Consider the following 18,784-nt stretch of genomic DNA (forward strand, 5'->3'; position numbering starts at 1 on the left):
GTGGATGACGTGGAGAAGTACTGCCCGGATGCGTTGTGGCATCTCGCCCAACCGTTGCTGCCTGCGCATCCGGAAAGGCATCAGGGTGGTGGCCGGCGGCGCACTGATGACCGGGCGATGCTCGCGGCGATCGTCTACGTGCTGGAGTCCGGCTGCTCGTGGCGCAAGCTGCCTGGGTCGTTCCCGGTGCACTGGCGTACCGCGCACCGCCGGTTCTCCGAGTGGGTCAGCCTTGGCGTGATGACCCGTCTGCATCAGGCGATGCTGGACATCCTGGGTGTCGCCGGGCAGATCGACTGGTCGCGGGCGAGTATCGACAGCATGCACGTCCGCGCGCTCAAAAGGGGAATCTGACCGGGCCCAGTCCGGTAGACCGGGGCAAGCCCGGCTCCAAGATCCACGCCATCAGCGAACGCGGTGGACTGCCTGTTCACGTGGACATCTCCGCCGCCAACCTCAACGACCACAAGATGCTGCAGGACATGGTCGACGGCCTCCGGCCGATCCGTCAGCCCGCCGGCCGCCCACGCAAACGGCCGGCGAAGCTGCACGGCGACAAGGGCTACGCCTACCCCGGATGCCGCGAATTGCTGCGTGAGCGCAACATCGTGCCGCGCATCGCCCGGCCGGGCATCGAGTCGTCGAAGCACCTGGGCCGGCACCGCTACGTCATCGAACGCTGCCTGGAATGGACCACCAGATTCCGGCGCCTGGCCCGCCGCTACGAGCGCAAGGCTTCCCACTACCTCGGATTCCTGCGCCTGGCCTGCGCTCTAATCTGCTTCCGACGCGCCACCCGGCTCAACCTGCTGGCCAGCAACAACCCCAACTGACACGCGGTCTTAGCCGGAGTTGGTGTCGGCGACGTCCCAGCCCGCGAGCGCGACCATGAACGCGAACACCTGCAGAGCCTGGGGCAGCGCGGGCAGATCGGCGTAGGAGAGATCGCTGTCCAGGCGCTCGCGCCGAATGGATCCGGCGGGCTCGCCGTCGACGATGAGCCGCTCCTCCAGCCGCCAGATCGAGGCGCGTTCGAAGGTGTACGTCCGTGCCTGCGACATGATGGTCCATCGCTTGCGCCCGACGTGTTCGGCCACCGCCACCGGCTGTCCGGTCCCGTCGGCCAGTTCCCAGCGGGTGAGCAACGCGCCGGCCGTGACGGTGTAGGTGCGGGCGTCCAGCTCGAACGAGCCGCCGTTGTTGAACGTCTTCCCGTCCCACTCGGTCAGCCGTCGCCCGTCGGCGCTGATCTCGTAGTCGGTGGTCCAGAGCCCTTTCCGGCGCGCGGTGAGATTCACGTCGGCACCTGGCCGATCGGGTCGCCGGCGCGGAACGGGACGGGCGTGGCGGACATCGAGAGCCTCCTGCGGACGCTTTGTCCTGTCCCAAGCGACCATTGCCGCCTTGGCCCGGGGCCAAACCGACCGGCAAGCACGAATCTCGTTCCGGCGACGTGCCGTTATGCAGACGACTTTGGACTCTCCGAGTACAGGCAACCGGCGCTGCTGCCGATCTTCTTGAGTCCGGCGAGGTCGCCGGCACCCCAGACGGCTTTGGAGCCGAGGTTCTGGGGGTACATGATCTCGTTTTTGTCCTTGATCTTTGGATGGTCGAGGCCGACAGCGTGGCCGATCTCGTGCATGAGCAGCGAGCCTGTGGTGCTCTTCTTGTGGGCGCCGAAGCCGCGGGCCAGCGTGCCCATCTTGTTGGCATTGAGGACTACGTTGCCGCGGGTCATCATCAGCGCCTCGGCGCCGGAGAGGGTGTACGCCTTGGTCCAGCCACCGCCGCCCTGGCCGAGATTGGTGTAACCCGTCGGCAGGAGCGTGCTCTGCTTGCCGGGGTTGGCCCACGCGACGATGATGTCCGTGCCCGTGGGGTATTCGCCGGGACCGAAGTAGGACGGGTTTTTCGTCTTCGGGAACGGCATCACATTGGTGGTGCCCGCATAGGTGAACTTCAGGCCGGTCGCCTTGGCGACCTCGGTGAAGGCGGTCTTCACCTCGGGGAGGATGTTCTTGGGCGCTCGGGCAAGGTTGACGCGGTAGACGATCGGCCCGTCGCAGGGGTTCCACCGAGCGATGGGGCCCTTGCCGTTGACCTGGCTCATGAAGGCGTACGCCTTGGCATTGCCCTTGACCGCGGCGTCAGCGACGCCTGGCTGAGCGGCAACGAGGACTGCGCTGGCGGTGATGAGCAAGGCCGGCCTCGTCCACCGCGTCAAGAAGGCAGAGTTGCCAGGGACTACCCGTGCCAAGGCGGACACAGGGGCCGACCAGAGGTGTCGCGTCATTCTCACCGCCGATACATCGGCCGGCGAACGCGTGCTTGAGGTTTTTGTTCGACGTCACAGCGTAAGGACCGACCGGTCGCTCGCTTCTACGGCGACCTTCTCGGGCTGACCTCGCTCTGTGTTCCGAGCAGTTCGAGGGACTGTCAGCCGGCGTTCCGCGCACCAGTGAGGTGTGCCTGGCCATCGGCGGTGGAGGACCCGGCGAGATCAACGCGCTCTTCGAGCAGTGGCGGTCCAAGGGCGTCACGATCCTGCGGGAGCCGCGCGATGTCGGGTTCGGGTTGACCTTTCTGGCCGCCGATCCGGACGGGAACCGGATCCGGGTCGCACCGAAGGACTGAGGCTTGTACGCCCCTTTACGGGGCGACGCGGTTGCGGATGCTGTCGAGCACCGCCTCCGCCGCCCACGCGGCGGCGTCGGCGATGTCCCGCTGGTCCATGCCGAACTCGCGGCGGAACGTCACCCAGGTCGCGGCGGAGTCGAGGTGTGACAGCGCCGCGATGACCGCCCGGCGTTGCGGCGCGTCGAGGCTGGGCACCTCGGTCTCCAGCAGCCGCTCGAGCTGCGCCCGGCCGGGTGACGGCGCCGCGCCGCGCACGCCGCGCATCGCCGCCTCGGCGACGACGTGCGCCAGCTCGGGCCGCGCGTCGTAGCGCCGCATCGCGTCGCGGATCGCGAGGGGGATGTCGAAGATCGAGGGCGACTCCTCGCGGGCGAACACCGTGGCCTCGATCCACGCCGCGGTCGCCAGCAGCAGGTCGACGCGCGTGGGGTAGTTGCGGAACACCGTGCGCTCGGCGATGCCGGCCCGGCGCGCGATGACCCGGTTCGACACGTCGTCGCTGCCGAGCTCCTCGATCAGGTCGGCGTACGCGGCGAGGATCGCCGCCTGCGTGCCGCTCAGCGCCGGTGTGGCCGTCGGCCCGGTCACGGTCGCGCCCACGCCTCGTCGAACAGCCGGGCCAGCACGGCGCCCACGGCGCGGTCGAACGCGTCGCAGATCTCGCCGGCGTCCATGTCGAAGCCCGTGCGCAGCCGCGACCAGAACATCGCCGACGAGAAGTAGCGCAGGGATGCCGCGACCCGTAGCCGGTCCCGCCGGTTGAGCGCCGGCGCCGCCACGTCGAGCATCGCCTCGATCGCTCGTGTGATGGAGGCCGGCTCGGCGTCCAGCGTCGGCGAGATGGCGGAGGCCCGGGCGCCGACGTAGGCGTACGCGGGTGACGCGTCGAAGGCGCGGAAGCGCTCGTGCACGGCGGCGCGGAAATCGGACACGGTGACGAACGGCGGCAGGGGGAAGCAGCTCTGCTCGATCCAGTTCGCGAGCGCGGCCAGCAGGTGCGCGCGGGTGGGGTACTGGCGGTAGATCGTGCGCTCCGAGATGCCGACCTCGTCGGCGAGGGCACGATAGGAGATGTCGTCGAACGCACGCTCGCGCAGCAGCACCGCGGCGCTCGCGAGGATGGCGGTCGCGGTATCGACCGACTCGTCCATTACGTCCGCCTCCTGCCGACTTCCGGGGGAAGCACGTAGCGATCGGAATCGTCGAGAGTCAGCGCCAGCGACGAGACGTACTGCACCTCGCCTCGAGGTCCTCTCTCAGCCGAGGCCAGCATATCCGGCCGCTCGAACATATATCCGGTGACATGGCAGCGGAGCCGCTCGCTGGAGGGGTTGCCGTGCTCGTCGAAGCGGGGGGAGTCGATGCCGTCGGAGCGGCGGCGCAGGTAGTAGCGTCCCCGCGTGGCGAGGGCCATGACCGGCGTGGTCACGAACGCGACGCCGATCGCGATGAGCACCGAGAACGGCTTGACGGCGGCGCCGAGCAGCCCGGCGAACGCGAGCAGCGACAGCACCGAGGCGAGCCCGACCGACACGAGCCCGACCGGGTTCCAGTCGTGGAGCATGCCGCGGCGGAACTCGGGAAAGCGCGGCGAGACGCGCAGCACCCGCTTGTTGATCGCGATGTCGGTGGCGATCGTCACGAGCCACGCCATGACGACGTTCGCGTAGAGGCTCAGCACGAAGGAGATCAGGGTGAAGACGTCCAGCATCATGAGGACGTACGCGATCACCAGGTTGAACAGGACGAAGATCGTGCGACCCGGATAGTGCTTCGCCATCCGGGTGAAGACGTTCGAGAGGGCGAGCGAGCCCGAGTACGCGTTCGTCACGTTGATCTTCACCTGGGCCACCACGATGAGCACCAGGGCGAGAACGATCGCGAGCCAGTCGGGGACGAGGGTCTGGTACATCTCGACGAACTGTTTGACCGGTTCGGTCGCCTGGTGCCCGAGCGCGGGCTCGACCTTCACGAGGAGGTAGACGGCGAGGAACACCCCGATCACCTGCTTGGTGCCGCTGAAGACGACCCAGCCCGGGCCGGCGAACGCGAACGACGTCCACCACGAGCGCGCGTTCGACGGCATGCGCGGCGGCATGGCCCGGATGTAGTCGATCTGCTCCGCCAGTTGCGGGGTGAGCGCGAAGCACACGGCCGCACCCGAGACCACGGCGCCGAAGCTGATCGAGCCGTCGGAGTCGCCGCTGAACGACGTGAAGGCGCGCACCGCCTCGGGGTCGGAGACGACGATCCACAGCAGCGGCAGCAGGGCCAGGGCGAGCCACAGGGGCGTGGTCCAGAACTGCAGGCGCTCCAGGGCCCGCATGCCGTAGATGACGATCGGGATCACGACGACGGTCGAGATCAGGTAGCCGAGCCACAGCGGCATCCCCGTCGCCAGTTGCAGCCCCTGCGCCATGATGGCGCCCTCGAGAGCGAAGAAGATGCAGGTGAAGCCGGCGAAGACGACGGTCGTGATGATGGAGCCGTAGTAGCCGAATCCCGAGCCGCGGGCGATGAGGTCGAGGTCGAGGTTGTAGCGGGCGGCGTAGTAGGCGACGGGCACGCCCACCAGGACGATGATGACCGACGCGAACAGGATGCCGAGCACGGCGTTGGCGGTGCCGTGCTCGATGCCGATGCTCGCGCCGATCGAGAAATCGGCCAGGAACGCGATGGACCCGAGCGCGGTGGCGCCGACGGAGGCCGCGCTCCAGCGCCGGAAAGTGCGCGGCACATAGCGGAACGCGTAGTCCTCCAGGCTGTCCTCCGCAGCCGCGCGCGCGTTGTCCGTCGACATAGGGCATGGTCGCTGTCCGGTGTTACGACGGCATTGCGGGCGCGGGTCATGTCGACTCAGATCGTCATGGCGGCTCGCACGGTGGAGGTGGCGGCCTTACCGCCCTCGCCGGTCTGTGCGACGAATCCCGAGGCGAGCACGACGTAGCGCTCGGCGGCCTCGAGGGCGAAGCCGATGTGCTGCTCGACGAGCAGCACGTTGATGCCCTCACCGGCCAGTTGCATGATGGTCTGCTCGATCTCGGCGACGATCGTGGGCTGGATGCCCTCGGTCGGCTCGTCGAGGATGAGCAGCTTCGGCTCGGTGATGAGGGCGCGGGCGATCGCGAGCTGCTGGCGCTGCCCGCCCGAGAGCAGGCCCGCCTTCCGGGCGGCGAACTGCGCCAGTGCGGGGAAGCGGGCCAGCTGCGCGTCGATGAGGGCCTTGCCGCGCCGGCGTCCGTCGGCGGCGAGCTGCAGGTTCTCCAGCGTCGTGAGCTGGCCGAACGACTGCTGACCCTGCGGGACGTACGCCATGCCGCGAGCGACGCGCTGGTTGGGTGCGAGCGACGTGACGTCCTCGCCGTCGAACACCACGCGGCCCTTCGAGGGCTTGATGAGGCCGATCGCGAGACGCAGCAGGGTCGTCTTGCCGGCGCCGTTGTGGCCGAGCACGGCCACGACATCGCCGGACGGCACCGTCACGCCGTGCAGCACCCGCGTGCGCCCGTAGCCGGCCTCGATGTCGGTGAGCTCGAGCATGTCAGTTCTCCTTCTGCGCCACGACCGACATGGCGGCCGTGGTGGCGGCCCCGGCGGTGCCGAGGTAGACCTCCTGCACCTGGGGATCGGCCTGTACCTCGGCCACCGTGCCCTGCGAGAGCACCTTGCCCTGGTGCAGCACTGTCACGCGGGTGGCGAAGCGGCGCATGAAGTCCATGTCGTGCTCGACGACGAGCACGATGCGCTTCGCCGCGACGCGCTGCAGGAGCTCGCCGGTCGCCGTGCGCTCGTCGTGACTCATGCCGGCGACGGGCTCGTCGAGCAGCAGCACCTTCGCGTCCTGCACGAGCAGCATCGCGATCTCCAGCCACTGCTTCTGACCGTGCGACAGGACGCCGGCCGGTGTGGCGAGCTCGCCGGCGAGCCCGGTCTCCTCCAGTGCCCGCTCGATCGACGGGTCGACGCCGCGCCGGGTCCGCAGCAGCGAGGCGGGGGAGCGGTGGCGTCCGGCGGCGATGTCGAGGTTCTGCAACACGGTGAGCTCGTCGAAGACGCTCGCGGTCTGGAACGTCCGGCCGACCCCGAGCCGGACGATCTTGTGCACCTGCTTGCCGAGCAGCTCCGTCTCGCCGAGCCTCGCCGACCCGGTGCCCTTGGCCAGCCCCGTGATGGCGTCGATGCAGGTCGTCTTGCCGGCGCCGTTCGGTCCGATGAGGAACCGGACCTCGCCGGGGTGCGCGTCGAAACTGACGCCGCCGACGGCGACGAAGCCCGAGAACTCGACGTGGAGGTCGGTGACGACGAGCGAGGTCCCGGTCATGACGCCACCTTCTCGAGCTCGGCGGGAGCGGCCACCGGCGCGGGGCGTTCGCCGGGTTCGCGGCGGCGCGCGGCGGTGAACCGGGCGGGCAGCGACGACAGCCCCTTCGGCAGGAAGAGGATGACGACGATGAAAAGCAGGCCCAGGATGTACGTCCATCCGTCCGGCCAGGTGGAGCCGAGGCTCGACTGTCCCCATCCGACCGCCATCGCGCCGAGCGCGGGACCGAAGAGCGAGGCGCGGCCACCGAAGGCGACGCCCGCGATCATGAAGATCGAGGCGGCGGCGCCGATCTCGGCCGGGGTGATGATGCCGACGATCGGCACGAACATCGCGCCCCCGATGCTGGCCATCAGCGCGGAGAGGACGAAGGCGACGAGCTTGACGTTGGCCGGGTTGTATCCGAGGAAGCGCACGCGCTCCTCGGCGTCCCGGGTGGCGACGAGGAGCTCACCGAAACGGCTGCGGTAGAGCTGCCACACCGCGAGCACGCACACGATGAGCAGCGCGGCCGTGATGACGTACACCATGACCTTGTTCGCCGGGTCGTTCAGCACGAATCCGAAGAAGTACTTGAAATCGCTGAGCCCCGTGTCGCCGCCGGTCTCCCGGATCGTGGAGCTGATCAGGGTGGCCAGTGCGACCGCGAGCGCCTGGGACAGGATCGCGAAGTAGGCGCCCTTCACGCCGCGTCGGAACAGCGCGTAGCCGAGGGCGCCGCCCACGATCACCGGGAGCAGCACGATCGCCAGCAGGGTGAAGGTCGTGCTGCGGAACGGTTCCCAGAACATCGGGAGCGGCGCGAGCGGGTCGTAGAGCACCATGAACCCGGGAACCCGGTCACCGGCGGTCTCCAGCGTGAGATGCATGGCCATCGAGTAGGCGCCGAGGGCGAAGAACACCCCCTGTCCCATCACGAGCATCCCGCCCCGGCCCCACGCGAGGCCGATGCCGACGGCGACGATGGCCCAGCAGCAGTACTTGCCGAGGTTGTTGAGCCAGTGATCGGTGAGCACGAGGGGAGCGACACCGAGGAGCAGTACGGCGAACACCCCGATGCCGCTGAGGGAGAGCCATGGCTTCGGCTTGGTCATGCGAGACTCCTGGTTCGCACCGTGAACAGGCCCTGCGGGCGCACCTGCAGGAAGACGATCACGAGGATGAAGGCGAGCACCTGCGCGAAGCTGCCGGTCGTCCAGTAGGCGAAGAACGAGAGGGCGACGCCCACCGCCCACGCGGCGATGATGGTGCCCTTGAGCTGGCCGATGCCGCCGGCGGCGACGACGAGGAAGGCCGGGATGATGTACTGCGCGCCCATCTGGGAGTTGGTGCCGCCGATGAGCGACGCGGCCACGCCGGCGACCCCGGCCAGCCCCGAACCGACGAAGAAGGTGAGGCGGTCGACCGTACGGGTGGAGATCCCCGTGGTCTCGGCGAGATCCCGGTTGTGCACGGTCGCCCGGATGCGGCGGCCGAACGAGGTGTACTTGAGCCAGGCCGCCAGCGCGGCGACGCAGGCGGTCGCGAGCAGGATGGTGAACAGCTGCCGCAGCGGCCAGTCGTAGCCGAGGATGTGCAGCTGCCCGTCGAGCCAGCCGGGCTTCTCCACCGGGACACCCTGGGACGGGAAGATCTGCAGGGCCGCCTGTTGCAGGATCAGGCCGACCCCGACCGTGACGAGCAGCGTGTCCAGCGGCCTGCGGTACATCCATCGGATGATGGTGACCTCCAGCAGGAGGCCGAACAGGCCGGCGACCACGAACGCGACCGGCAGGGCGACCGGTATCGACAGGTTGCTGGCCGTGATGACCTGCTGGACGAGGTAGGCGGCGAAGGCACCGATCATGAGGAACTCGCCGTGGGCCATGTTGATCACGCCCATCTGGCCGAAGGTGAGCGAGAGGCCCAGCGCGGCGAGCAGGAGCAGCGCGCCCTGGGCACTCCCGTTCAGCAGTGGTGCGGTCAGCGCGTCCACGTGCGGTCAGCCCGCCGCGTCGGTGAGCTGCTTGCGGATGTCGGCCGGGAACCAGTCGTACGCCTCGAGGTACGGGTCGGGCTCGATGAACTTGTCGGAGGCCCAGACGATGTCGAACTGGTTGTCGGCGTTGATCCGTCCGATGTGGCCCGGCTTGGAGATGTGGTGGTTGTCGCCGTCGAGCGTGACCTTGCCCTCCGGCGCGTCGAAGGTGATGGTGTTCTTCTTGGCCGCGGCGTTCACCGCGTCGACGTCGAACGAGCCGGCCGCCTCGACGAGGGCCTTGTAGAGGTACAGCGAGATGTAGGCGGCCTCCATCGGGTCGGAGGTGACGCCGCTGCTGTTGGGATAGGCCTTCCAGCTCTGGATGAACTTCGGGTTGGTGGCGGTCTTCAGCGACTGGAAGTAGTTCCAGGACGCGTAGTTGCCGGTGACCTCGTGGCCCATGGCCGGCGCCTCCTCCTCGGCGATCGACACCGAGATGATCGGCGTCTTCGCGGGGGTCAGACCGGCGTCGTAGTACGCCTTGACGAAGCCGACGTTCGACGAGCCGTTGATGGTGTTGAAGATGAAGTCGGGCTTGGCCGCCACGATCTTCGCCACCTGGCTGGTCCAGTCGTCCTTGTCGAGCGGTACGTACTCCTCACCGACGATCTTGATGCCGAGCTTGGCCGCGTACAGCTTGATGATCGCGTTCGCGGTCCGGGGGAAGACGTAGTCGCTGCCGGCCAGGAACAGCGTCTTCACTCCCTTGGAGGCGAGGAAGTCCATGGCCGGGATGATCTGCTGGTTGGTGGTCGCGCCGGTGTAGTAGATGTTCGGCGACGACTCGAGGCCCTCGTACTGCACCGGATAGAAGAAGAGGCCGTTGAGCTTCTCGACGACCGGCTTGACGGCCTTGCGGGAGGACGAGGTCCAGCCGCCGAAGATCGCGGCGACACAGTCCTGAGTGAGCAGCTTCTCGGTCTTCTCGGCGAAGGTGGGCCAGTCGGTGGCGCCGTCCTCCTGGACGTACTGGATCTTCTTGCCGAGGATGCCGCCGTCGGCGTTGATCTCGTCGGCGGCCATGTGCAGCACATTGGAGACGGTCTTCTCGGAGATCGCCATCCCGCCGGTGAGGGAGTTGAGGAACCCGAGCTTGACGGTGGAGCCGGAGGTGTCGACGCAGCTGGCTGCCGCGGATGATCCGCCGGCGGCCGTGGCGTCGTCGCCGGCGCGGGCGCCGCAGCCGGCGAGCAGGAGGGTCATGGTGGCCGCGAGCGCATGCAGCCGCTTGCTGGTGGTGGACATATGTGAGAGCTCCGTCCTGGGACCGAATCGAGCGGATGTGGATGTCCAGCAAGCCGCAGGCGTCCCGAGCTCCCCGTCCCCGCGCCGCCGGCTACTGCAGGTGAGAGAAGATTGGCGGCGCGTCATTACTTTGACATTTCTCGGATGTTCCAACTCTGTAGCCAGTGCCCGGGAGAAGTGCGAAAGCCCTGCAAGCCCGTGGAGAACCGATGTCATAGTTCTGCCACGGTTTTGGTCGACGCGACCACGATGGCACACTACTGACATGTAGCGGATAAAAAATCCGATGCTGTTATCCTGGAGCGGATAGTTAATCCCCTCCAGGAGGTCTCCCATGCGCGACGACATCACCGTGAACGGCACCCGGCGGACGTACGAGATCGTCGGGCCCTCGGACGGCCGGCCCGGGCGGAGTCTGCTGCTCGTCTTCCACGGGTCGAAACAGACCGGAGCCAAGCACCGGGAGTTCACCGGCCGGGCCTACGACGCGCTCGCCGGCAGCGGCACCGCCGTGGTGGTCTACGCGGACGGCCACAAGGGCAACTGGAACGACGCCCGGCGCCAGAGCTCCTTCCCGGCCCGCGTCGACGACAGCGACGACGTCGGCCTCACCCGGGCGCTCATCGAGAAGCTGGCCGACAGCCACAAGATCGACCGCGCGCGGGTGTACGCGATCGGATATTCCAACGGCGGCCAGATGGCGATGCGCCTGGTCCACGAGGCTCCCGAGCTGATCGCCGGAGCGACCGTGATCGCCGCGACCATGCCGGTGCCCGAGGACTTCCTGTTCGCCGGCGCACCCGCCGTGCCGCTTCCGGTCCTGCTCATCCACGGCACGAAGGACCCGATCGTCAACTACCAGGGCGGCGAGTTCAGCTGGTGGGCGCGCAAGCTCTTCAAGGTCGCCGGCCGCAGCCTCTCCGCGCCCGCGACCGCCGCCTATTTCGCCGCCCGCAACGGCATCACCGCGCCACCCAGCATCACGGAACTGCCGGCCACCTCGGTCGAGCGCACCGAGTACCGCGAGCCCGGACGGCCGCCGGTGGCCCTCTACACCGTGCGCGGCGGTGGGCACACCATCCCGGGCCCGGCCAAGGCGCCCGTTGTGCTGGGCCGGACCACCGATGACGTGCGGACGGCCCGGCTCGTCGACGAGTTCTTCGACCTTTCCGAGCCCGTACGTCGATGACGCGCGCGATGTTCATCGCGGTCCGCGCTTTGATGGTCGGAATGCTCACGTGCCGTTCGGCGCGGCGCGATTGCAGTATTGGCGCGTGAATTCCTCGGTGCGTGCCGGGCTGTCCGGTGTGGCGGCGGCCGCGGTAGCGGTGGGAGCCGCCGAGGTGGTCGCCGTCCTGACCGGGCCGCTGTCGGCGCCGTTGCTCGCGGTGGGCGGCGTGGTCGTCGACAACGTGCCGGCGCCGGGGTCTTCGCCTGGCTGCCCACCGTGGCCGGGGCCGCCCTGGCCGTCTGGGTCCTGCACAAGCTGTTGGCGCTGGCCGGGGTGCGACCGGCCGCGCCGGAGCGCGTCCTCGGCGAGGGCGGCCGGCGGCGGTTCCTCAAAGGGGTGGGGCTCGCCGCCGGGGTGGCGGCGGCCGGCGGCGTGGTGGGCCGGCTGCTGACCGAGAGGCAGGCGGTCGCGCAGGCCCGCGACGACGTGGTCCTTCCCCCGCCCCGGCAGACCCCGCCGTCGGTGCCGGCCGGGGTGCAGGTCCAGGGCGTGACGCCGTACGTCTCGTCCAACGCCGACTTCTACCGGATCGACACCGCGCTCTATCCGCCGCAGGTCGACCCGGCGACGTGGGAGCTCCGCATCCACGGCATGGTGCGCAACCCCATCACGATCACCTGGGAGCAGCTGCTGCGACGGCCGATGATCGAGCGCCACGTGACCCTCGCCTGCGTGTCGAACGAGGTCGGTGGGGACCTGATCGGCAACGCCCTGTGGCTCGGCACGCCGATCAGGGAACTGATCGACGAGGCCGATCCGCTGCCCGGCGCCGACCAGGCCGTCCAGCGGTCGGTGGACGGCTGGACCTGCGGCACACCGACCGCCGCCCTGCGGGACGGTCGCGACGCGCTGCTCACGATCGGGATGAACGGTCAGCCGCTGCCGGTGGAGCACGGCTTCCCGGTGCGGATGGTCGTCCCCGGCCTGTACGGCTATGTCAGCGCCTGCAAGTGGATCACCGAGATCGAGCTGACCCGGTTCTCCGACTACGACGCCTACTGGGTGCCGCGCGGCTGGTCGGCCCAGGGGCCGATCAAGACCGGGTCACGCATCGACACCCCGCGCGACGGGGCGAGGCGGTCGCCCGGAACGGTGGTCGTCGGCGGTGTGGCCTGGGCCCAGCACACCGGCATCGCCAAGGTCGAGGTGCAGGTCGACGACGGCCCGTGGGAGGAGGCGACGCTCGCCGCGACGGTCTCGGTGGACACGTGGCGGCAGTGGAGCTATCAGTGGCAGGCCGCGGAGGGCGACCACCGGTTGCGGGTGCGGGCGACCGACCGCAACGGCCGGACCCAGACGAGCACCCCGGCGCCGCCGGCCCCGGACGGCGCCACCGGCTGGCACGGCGTCGACGTGCGCATCGGCTGACCGCGGCGCCGGCGGCTCACCGTGCGGTGTCGGTGGAGCGGGAGAGCTTCGCCCAGGTGTCGATGTCGTGGTCGACGGCGTCCCGGCCGGCTCGGACGGCTTTCAGGGCGTCCGAGCCGAGGACGAGGTGGTGCGGCGGCTCCGGGAGGTCGAGGACCTGCAGAACGGCGCCGGCCGCGCGGGCCGGGTCGCCGAGCTGCCGGCCGCTGGCCTCCCGCCGGGCCTGGCGGAGGGGGTCGAACAGCTCGTCGTAGTCGGCGATGGTCCGCTCGGCCCGGGTCATCGAGCGCCCGGCCCAGTCGGTACGGAAGGAGCCGGGCGCGATCGCGGTGACGTGGATGCCGAAGCCGGCGACCTCCTTGCCCAGGGACTCGAGGAGGCCTTCGAGGGCGTACTTGCTGCCGCAGTAGGCCGAGACGCCGGGGAAGCCGGCCAGCCCGCCCATCGAGGTGACGGCGAGGATGTGGCCGCGGCGGCGCTCGCGCATGTACGGCAGGACGGCCTGGATGGTGGCGGCCGCGCCGAAGACGTTGACGTCGAACTGGGCGCGCAGCGACGACAGCGGGGTCTCCTCGAAGGTGCCCTCCAGGCCGTACCCGGCGTTGGCGATCAGCACGTCGATCGGGCCGACCGTCTTCTCGAGCTCGTTCACCGTCGCGAAGACGGCGTCGTCGTCGGTGACGTCGAGCATCCGGGCGTGGGCGCGCTCGGCGTGCAGCGCGGTGAAAGCGTCCAAGTCGTCCTGCTGGCGGACGGTGCCGGGGCGGCACATACGCTGCGACGGTGAGCGGAAACGACCTCGGCGACTTCCTCCGCGCGCGCCGCGCCCGGCTGCGTCCCGGCGACGTCGGCCTGCCGTCGTACGGACGGCGGCGGGTCGACGGGCTGCGGCGCGAGGAGGTCGCCGCGCTCGCCGGGATGAACAGCGACTACTACGCCCGCCTGGAGCAGGGGCGCGAGCGCGGCCCGTCCCCGCAGATCCTCGAAGCGATCTGCACCGCGCTGCGCCTGGACGAGGCGGCCCGCGAGCATTTGTACCGGCTGGCCGGGTCGGCGCCGGGCCGGCGCCGGCCGCCGCGGGAGACGGTCAGCGCGCCGCTGCGCTTCCTCCTCGACGGCTACGCGAGCGTCCCGGCGTTCGTGCTGAACCCGGCCAAGGACTTCATGGCCGCCAACGCCCTGGCCGAGGCGCTGTTCTCCCCGTTCCGAAGTCGGGACAACCTGGCCCGCATGACGTTCCTCGACCCGGCGGCGCAACGGTTCTTCGGCGACTGGGACCGCTTCGCCGAGTCGATCGTGGCCGGTCTGCGCCACGCCGATGGCCTCGACCCGGATCATCCCCGCCTCCGCGAAGTGGTGAGCTCCCTGAGCCGGGAGAGCGAAACCTTCGCCAAGCTCTGGGCCTCCCACGCCGTCTACGGCAAGAGCCAGGACCCCACGGAGCTCGTCCACCCCGACGTCGGGCCGCTCTCCCTGGTCTCCCAATCATTCGATGTACGGGGCGCGACCGGCCAGCTTCTCGTCGTCTACCAACCCGAGCCCGGCAGCCCCAGCGCACAGGCCCTCACCCTGCTCGGCACGCTGGACGCCACCCGCCGGCATCATCCGGCAAGGTAGAACGATCGGTCTTGACGGGGCCGATCAGGGCCGCTAGCGTTTCTCGTGACAGAACGTTCGTTCCACTGCGAGGAGATGGCCATGCCTCCAAGATCACGATCGTCATCGGGAACCCCGCCGACGCCGACGAGTTCGAGAAGGTCTACGCCGACGTGCGCGCCGCCGCCGGGACTTTCCCGAAGCTGCAGCGGCTCGAGTCGGCCAAGGTGTGGCCCAAGGAGGACGGCACCGCGACCCCCGCGTACCGCACGCTCGACCTTTACTTCGCCAGTTATGAGGACGCCTCGGCGGCGGTCGCCACGCCGACCGCCGGCGCTGTCTTCGGCGGCCTCCAGGGCGCTCAGGTGGAGATCACCGGCCTGTTCTCCGACATCGAGTAAGACCCGGCCCGGCCGCCACTCAGTGGGCGGCCGGGCCGGCTTCGCCGTAAATAGAACGTTCCGTCTTGACAGTGCGCCGAAGCGGCAATCATGCTTGGGGAACAGAACGTTCGATCTGCCCGCTACGAAGGGTTCCCCGTGAGCACTGTTGCTGTTTCGCCCGGCATCTCGCAGACCGCTTCCGCGCTGCGGCGGCTGTACTTCATCCGCTTCGCCTTCGCCATCGTCTGGGCCGGGGTGACCATCGCGACCGCCAAGGACGTCAATGCCCTGTCGGTGACGCTGTTCGTGCTCTACCCGCTGTTCGACGTGGGCGCCGCCATCTACGACATGCGCTCGTCGCGGTCGACCGGCTCGTCGGCGCTGCTGTACGTGAACATGGCCGTCAGCCTGCTCGCGGCGATCGGCCTGGGCGTCGGCGCCGCCTCGGGCATCCCGGCGATGCTGCGGGTGTGGGGCGCGTGGGCGGTCGTGGCCGGAGTGGTTCAGCTGGCCGTCGGCGTCCGCCGCCGCGCGATGGGCGGCCAGTGGCCGATGATCATCAGCGGTGCCATCTCGGTGCTGGCCGGCGTCAACTTCATCACCAGCGCCGGCGCCGACGACCCGGTGCTCAACCAGGCCGCCGCCTACGCCATCCCCGGCGCCGTCTTCTTCCTCATCGCGGCGATCCGTCTCGGCCGCGCCGCCAAGGCCAACTGAACGGGCGCCGCGCAAAGGGAAACGTGGGTGTCGTGACGGCATCGGTCCGGGAGGAGCGCCTGCGGGCCGCCTACGACGCGAACGCGGACCGGCTGTTGCTGTACCTGCGGCGTCTCACCCGCGATCAGCCCGAGTCGGCCGAGGACCTGTTCCAGGAGACCATGCTGCGGGCCTGGCGGCATGTGGACCAGATGCCCTGCAGCGAGGACGGTGCGCGCCGCTGGCTGTTCACGGTGGCCCGGCACCTGACGATCGACGCGTTCCGGGCCCGCCTGACCCGAGGTCGGGCCGGAGGGCATCGGCCGTTTCGCGGGTGGTGAGGACGAGCTCGACCGGGTCCTGAGCCGGCAGGTCGTCGCCGACGCGTTGCGGCAGCTGAGCCCGCGGCACCGGGCCGTGCTCGTCCGCCTCTACTACGGGGACGCGCCGGTCAGCGAGGTGGCCGGCGACCTGGGGGTCCCCGGCGGGACCGTCCGCTCGCGCTCGTTCTACGCCCTGCGGGTCATCAGAAGGATCCTGGAGCGCGGCTAGGCGCTCTCATCGGTGGGCGGAGACCTCCAGCAACCTCTCCACGCCGCGCAGGAAGGTCTCGCTGACCAGGGTGGGGTCGAACAGGCAGCCGGCGGCCATGGCGCCGTCGCGCAGCATCACGAAGTGCCGTGCGGCCGGTGCCTGGCCCAGCAGGCCGGTGGCGGTGTCCAGGAACCACTGCCGATGGGCCAGGACGGCCCGGTGCACCGGCGAATCCGGATCGGGATATTCGGCTACGGCGTTGAGGAAGGTGCAACCCCGGAAGCCCGGTGACTGGATGGTCGCGGCGATCGACCGGCTGAGGGCGCGGAGGGCCTCGTCGGCCGGAAGCCCGGCGGCCAGGGCCCGCTCGGCCTGGCCGCGGACGGCGCGATCGGCCTCGTCGAGGTAGGCCAGGACGAGGTCCTCCTTGCCGGGGAAGTGGCGGTAGAGGGTGGCCCGGGTCACCTGGGCCTCGGTGACTATGCGGTCGACGCCGACCTTGTGGATGCCTTCGGTGTAGAAGACACGGGCCGCGGTGCCGAGCAGCCGGGACCGTGCTTCCGAGGGCGGGTTGCGTGGCATCGGCTGATCGTAGCGGACAGAACGTTCGGTACGCAGTAGGCGGCGGCGGAGATGTGATCAGCGTATCGGATAGAACGTTCGGTCTTGACACCCTCGCGCCAGCTCGTCATCGTGGTTCTCAACAGAACGTTCGTTCTTCTGATGACGAACACCGAGAGGATGACCATGACCACCATTGCCGCTCCCGGCATCTCGACGACGGCGGCCGCCCTGCGGCGGTTGTACTTCGCCCGGGCCGCCTTCGCCCTCGTCTGGGCCGGCGTGACCTTCGCGGTCGCCGACGAGCTCACCGCGCTGACCACCACGCTGCTGGTGATCTACCCGCTCGTCGACGTGGCCGCCGCCGTCGTCGACGCCCGTTCGTCCCGCTCGACCGGGTCGCCGGTCCTGCTGTACGTGAACGTCGCGGTCAGCCTGCTCGCCGCGGCCGGCCTGGCCGTCGCCGGGTCCTCCGGCATCCCGGCGACGCTGCGGGTGTGGGGCGCCTGGGCGGTCGTGGCCGGCCTGGTCCAGCTCGTCGTCGGTGTCACCCGCCGCAGGATGGGTGGCCAGTGGCCGATGATCATCAGCGGTGGCCTCTCGGTGCTCGCCGGTTCCTCGTTCTTCGCGGCCGCCTCGGCCACCGACCCCGCCCTGACCAACGCGGTCGGTTACGCCATCCCGGGCGCCGTCTTCTTCCTCATCGCCGCCATCCGGCTCGGCCGTACCGCAAAGGAAAACTGACATGGACACCATCACGTACGACGTCGTTGTGATCGGCGCCGGGCCCGTCGGCGAGAACGTGGCCGACCGCGCGGTGCAGGGCGGCTTGAGCGTCGCCATCGTGGAGCGGGAACTCGTCGGCGGGGAATGCTCCTACTGGGCGTGCATGCCGACCAAGGCGCTGCTGCGCAGCACGGCCGCGCTGCGGGCGGCCCGGCAGGTGCCCGGTGCCCGTGAGGCGGTGACCGGCGACCTGGACGCGGCCGCCGTGCTGGCTCGGCGGGACTCGTTCGCCTCGAACTGGAACGACGAGGGCCAGGTCTCGTGGCTGGACTCGGCCGGGATCAGGCTCTACCGGGGCCAGGGCCGCATCGGCGGTGAGCGGGTCGTCGAGGTCACCGGGGCCGACGGCGTGGTGACCACGCTGACCGCCCGGCACGCGGTGGTCGTCTCGACCGGCAGCAGCGCTCTGCTGCCCGACATCGAGGGTCTGCGCGAGTCGAAGCCGTGGACCAGCCGCGAGGCGGCCTCCGCGAAGGCGGTTCCCGGCCGGCTCGTCGTCATCGGTGGCGGCGTGGTGGCCTCGGAGATGGCGACCGCGTACACGAGCCTCGGCGCGAGGGTCACGATGCTGGCCCGTGACGGCGTACTGCACCTGACCGAGCCCTTCGCTGGCGAGCGGGTCACCTCGGCGCTGCGCGAGTCCGGTGTGGACGTACGCCTGGGCGCCGAGGCCGTGAAGGTCTCGCGGGACGAGGCCGGGACGGTGCATCTCGTGCTCGGCGACGGCGAGCGGATCGCGGCCGACGAGCTGCTCGTCGCGATCGGCCGCGTTCCGAACACCCAGGACATCGGCCTCGACAGCATCGGTCTCAAGCCCGGCTCCTGGCTCACCGTCGACGAGGCGCTGCGGGTCGAGGGCGCGGGGGAGTGGCTGTTCGCCGCGGGTGACGTGAACCGGCGTTCGCTGCTCACGCACCAGGGCAAGTACCAGGCCCGGGCGCTGGGCGACGCGATCGCCGCGCGGGCCAAGGGCGAGCCGGTGGACACGGGTGCGTGGGGCCGGTACGCGGTCACCGCCGACGAGCGCGCCGTGCCGCAGGTGGTCTTCACCGAGCCCGAGGTCGCCTCGGTCGGCATCACCGCGGCCGCGGCCGAGAAGGCCGGTCTGAACACCCGGGTCGTCGACTACAACCTGGGAGCTGTCTCGGGTTCGGTGCTGCACGCCGAGGGCTACCAGGGCCAGGCCCGGATGGTGGTCGACGAGGACCGCCGGGTGATCGTCGGATTCACCCTGGTCGGCCCGGACGTGGCCGAGCTGATCCACGCCGCCACGATCGCCATCGCCGGCGAGGTGCCGATCGACCGGCTCTGGCACGCCGTCCCGGCATTTCCGACTGTCAGTGAGGTGTGGCTGCGCCTCCTGGAGACCTACGGCCGCTGAGCGGCCGGCCAAACTACCGAAAGGC

General features: G+C 69.8%; 22 protein-coding genes and 1 pseudogene. 11 read left to right on the forward strand and 12 right to left on the reverse strand.

Going from position 1 to position 18,784, the window contains the following annotated elements; all coding sequences use genetic code 11:
- The first annotated feature begins 9 nt into the window (after window positions 1-9).
- Window positions 10-833, forward strand: a protein-coding gene (locus tag ACQP2X_RS11750; protein ID WP_498700918.1) for an IS5 family transposase whose coding sequence is annotated in 2 segments (ribosomal slippage) — window positions 10-339 and window positions 342-833 — 822 coding nt in all. Because the reading frame shifts where the segments join, the coding sequence is not laid out codon by codon here.
- Window positions 834-842: 9 nt separating this feature from the next.
- Here ACQP2X_RS11750 and ACQP2X_RS11755 read toward each other — a convergent pair.
- Both ACQP2X_RS11755 and ACQP2X_RS11760 read right to left on the reverse strand, forming a co-directional pair.
- Window positions 843-1,298 carry a hypothetical protein gene (locus tag ACQP2X_RS11755; protein WP_498696257.1) on the reverse strand — a complete coding sequence of 152 codons (456 nt, stop codon included), beginning with the start codon at window positions 1,296-1,298 and terminating at the stop codon, window positions 843-845.
- 161 nt (window positions 1,299-1,459) lie between these two features.
- Window positions 1,460-2,200, reverse strand: a complete 741-nt coding sequence (locus ACQP2X_RS11760; RefSeq protein ID WP_498696258.1) for a M66 family metalloprotease — start codon at window positions 2,198-2,200, stop codon at window positions 1,460-1,462.
- Between the two features lie 263 nt (window positions 2,201-2,463).
- Between ACQP2X_RS11760 and ACQP2X_RS11765 the strand changes: the two genes are divergently transcribed.
- Entirely contained in the window at window positions 2,464-2,634 is a 171-nt protein-coding gene (locus tag ACQP2X_RS11765; protein WP_498696259.1) for a VOC family protein, read from the forward strand.
- A 15-nt stretch (window positions 2,635-2,649) separates the two neighbouring features.
- Here ACQP2X_RS11765 and ACQP2X_RS11770 read toward each other — a convergent pair whose 3' ends face one another.
- From ACQP2X_RS11770 to urtA, 8 genes are read right to left on the reverse strand one after another with little or no spacing between them, the layout of a single operon-like run.
- A complete protein-coding gene (locus ACQP2X_RS11770; protein WP_498696260.1) occupies window positions 2,650-3,225 on the reverse strand; it encodes a TetR/AcrR family transcriptional regulator in 576 nt (191 codons plus the stop codon).
- Window positions 3,222-3,788 (reverse strand): TetR/AcrR family transcriptional regulator, encoded by a 567-nt coding sequence (locus ACQP2X_RS11775; RefSeq protein WP_498696261.1) that lies wholly within the window; start codon window positions 3,786-3,788, stop codon window positions 3,222-3,224. Before ACQP2X_RS11775 ends, ACQP2X_RS11770 begins: the two co-directional genes overlap by 4 nt.
- Complete coding sequence (locus ACQP2X_RS11780) at window positions 3,788-5,437, reverse strand: purine-cytosine permease family protein (RefSeq protein ID WP_498696262.1); 1,650 nt, start codon at window positions 5,435-5,437, stop codon at window positions 3,788-3,790. Before ACQP2X_RS11780 ends, ACQP2X_RS11775 begins: the two co-directional genes overlap by 1 nt.
- Window positions 5,438-5,493: 56 nt before the next feature.
- Entirely contained in the window at window positions 5,494-6,177 is a 684-nt protein-coding gene (locus ACQP2X_RS11785) for an ATP-binding cassette domain-containing protein (protein WP_498696263.1), read from the reverse strand.
- A 1-nt stretch (window position 6,178) separates the two neighbouring features.
- Window positions 6,179-6,958: an urea ABC transporter ATP-binding protein UrtD gene (gene urtD / locus ACQP2X_RS11790; protein WP_498696264.1), complete on the reverse strand. Its 780-nt coding sequence runs from the start codon at window positions 6,956-6,958 to the stop codon at window positions 6,179-6,181.
- On the reverse strand, window positions 6,955-8,052 hold the full coding sequence (gene urtC, locus ACQP2X_RS11795) for an urea ABC transporter permease subunit UrtC (RefSeq protein WP_498696266.1): 1,098 nt from the start codon (window positions 8,050-8,052) through the stop codon (window positions 6,955-6,957). The genes urtD and urtC overlap by 4 nt, the downstream gene beginning before the upstream one ends.
- Window positions 8,049-8,933, reverse strand: coding sequence for an urea ABC transporter permease subunit UrtB (gene urtB / locus ACQP2X_RS11800; RefSeq protein WP_498696268.1), 885 nt, complete (start codon window positions 8,931-8,933; stop codon window positions 8,049-8,051). Before urtB ends, urtC begins: the two co-directional genes overlap by 4 nt.
- Before the next feature lie 6 nt (window positions 8,934-8,939).
- Complete coding sequence (gene urtA, locus ACQP2X_RS11805) at window positions 8,940-10,223, reverse strand: urea ABC transporter substrate-binding protein (protein WP_498696270.1); 1,284 nt, start codon at window positions 10,221-10,223, stop codon at window positions 8,940-8,942.
- A gap of 334 nt (window positions 10,224-10,557) precedes the next feature.
- Here urtA and ACQP2X_RS11810 point away from each other — a divergent pair, with 334 nt between their 5' ends.
- Both ACQP2X_RS11810 and ACQP2X_RS11815 read left to right on the forward strand, forming a co-directional pair.
- Window positions 10,558-11,412, forward strand: coding sequence for a CE1 family esterase (locus tag ACQP2X_RS11810; RefSeq protein ID WP_498696272.1), 855 nt, complete (start codon window positions 10,558-10,560; stop codon window positions 11,410-11,412).
- Between the two features lie 85 nt (window positions 11,413-11,497).
- Window positions 11,498-12,822 (forward strand): annotated as a pseudogene (locus tag ACQP2X_RS11815) (molybdopterin-dependent oxidoreductase).
- Between the two features lie 16 nt (window positions 12,823-12,838).
- Here ACQP2X_RS11815 and ACQP2X_RS11820 read toward each other — a convergent pair.
- Complete coding sequence (locus tag ACQP2X_RS11820) at window positions 12,839-13,594, reverse strand: oxidoreductase (protein ID WP_498696273.1); 756 nt, start codon at window positions 13,592-13,594, stop codon at window positions 12,839-12,841.
- Between the two features lie 11 nt (window positions 13,595-13,605).
- On the opposite strand from ACQP2X_RS11820, the gene ACQP2X_RS11825 reads away from it, so the two are divergent.
- The 5 genes from ACQP2X_RS11825 to ACQP2X_RS11845 all read left to right on the forward strand — a co-directional run bounded on the left by ACQP2X_RS11825 (window position 13,606) and on the right by ACQP2X_RS11845 (window position 16,049).
- Window positions 13,606-14,439, forward strand: a complete 834-nt coding sequence (locus ACQP2X_RS11825) for a helix-turn-helix transcriptional regulator (RefSeq protein WP_498696274.1) — start codon at window positions 13,606-13,608, stop codon at window positions 14,437-14,439.
- Between the two features lie 11 nt (window positions 14,440-14,450).
- Entirely contained in the window at window positions 14,451-14,819 is a 369-nt protein-coding gene (locus tag ACQP2X_RS11830; protein WP_498696276.1) for an EthD domain-containing protein, read from the forward strand.
- A 138-nt stretch (window positions 14,820-14,957) separates the two neighbouring features.
- Window positions 14,958-15,518 (forward strand): hypothetical protein, encoded by a 561-nt coding sequence (locus ACQP2X_RS11835; protein ID WP_498696278.1) that lies wholly within the window; start codon window positions 14,958-14,960, stop codon window positions 15,516-15,518.
- Between the two features lie 32 nt (window positions 15,519-15,550).
- Complete coding sequence (locus tag ACQP2X_RS11840) at window positions 15,551-15,838, forward strand: sigma factor (protein WP_498696279.1); 288 nt, start codon at window positions 15,551-15,553, stop codon at window positions 15,836-15,838.
- Between the two features lie 46 nt (window positions 15,839-15,884).
- Complete coding sequence (locus ACQP2X_RS11845) at window positions 15,885-16,049, forward strand: sigma factor-like helix-turn-helix DNA-binding protein (RefSeq protein ID WP_498696281.1); 165 nt, start codon at window positions 15,885-15,887, stop codon at window positions 16,047-16,049.
- 6 nt (window positions 16,050-16,055) lie between these two features.
- Here the strand turns inward: ACQP2X_RS11845 and ACQP2X_RS11850 are convergent, their stop codons facing one another.
- Window positions 16,056-16,613, reverse strand: coding sequence for a TetR/AcrR family transcriptional regulator (locus ACQP2X_RS11850; RefSeq protein WP_498696282.1), 558 nt, complete (start codon window positions 16,611-16,613; stop codon window positions 16,056-16,058).
- Between the two features lie 165 nt (window positions 16,614-16,778).
- Between ACQP2X_RS11850 and ACQP2X_RS11855 the strand changes: the two genes are divergently transcribed.
- Complete coding sequence (locus ACQP2X_RS11855; RefSeq protein WP_498696286.1) at window positions 16,779-17,336, forward strand: hypothetical protein; 558 nt, start codon at window positions 16,779-16,781, stop codon at window positions 17,334-17,336.
- 1 nt (window position 17,337) lies between these two features.
- Entirely contained in the window at window positions 17,338-18,759 is a 1,422-nt protein-coding gene (locus ACQP2X_RS11860) for a dihydrolipoyl dehydrogenase family protein (RefSeq protein ID WP_498696288.1), read from the forward strand.
- The last annotated feature ends 25 nt before the right edge of the window (window positions 18,760-18,784 follow it).

The organism is Actinoplanes sp. CA-131856 (assembly GCF_050956135.1).
Lineage (GTDB): Bacteria > Actinomycetota > Actinomycetes > Mycobacteriales > Micromonosporaceae > Actinoplanes.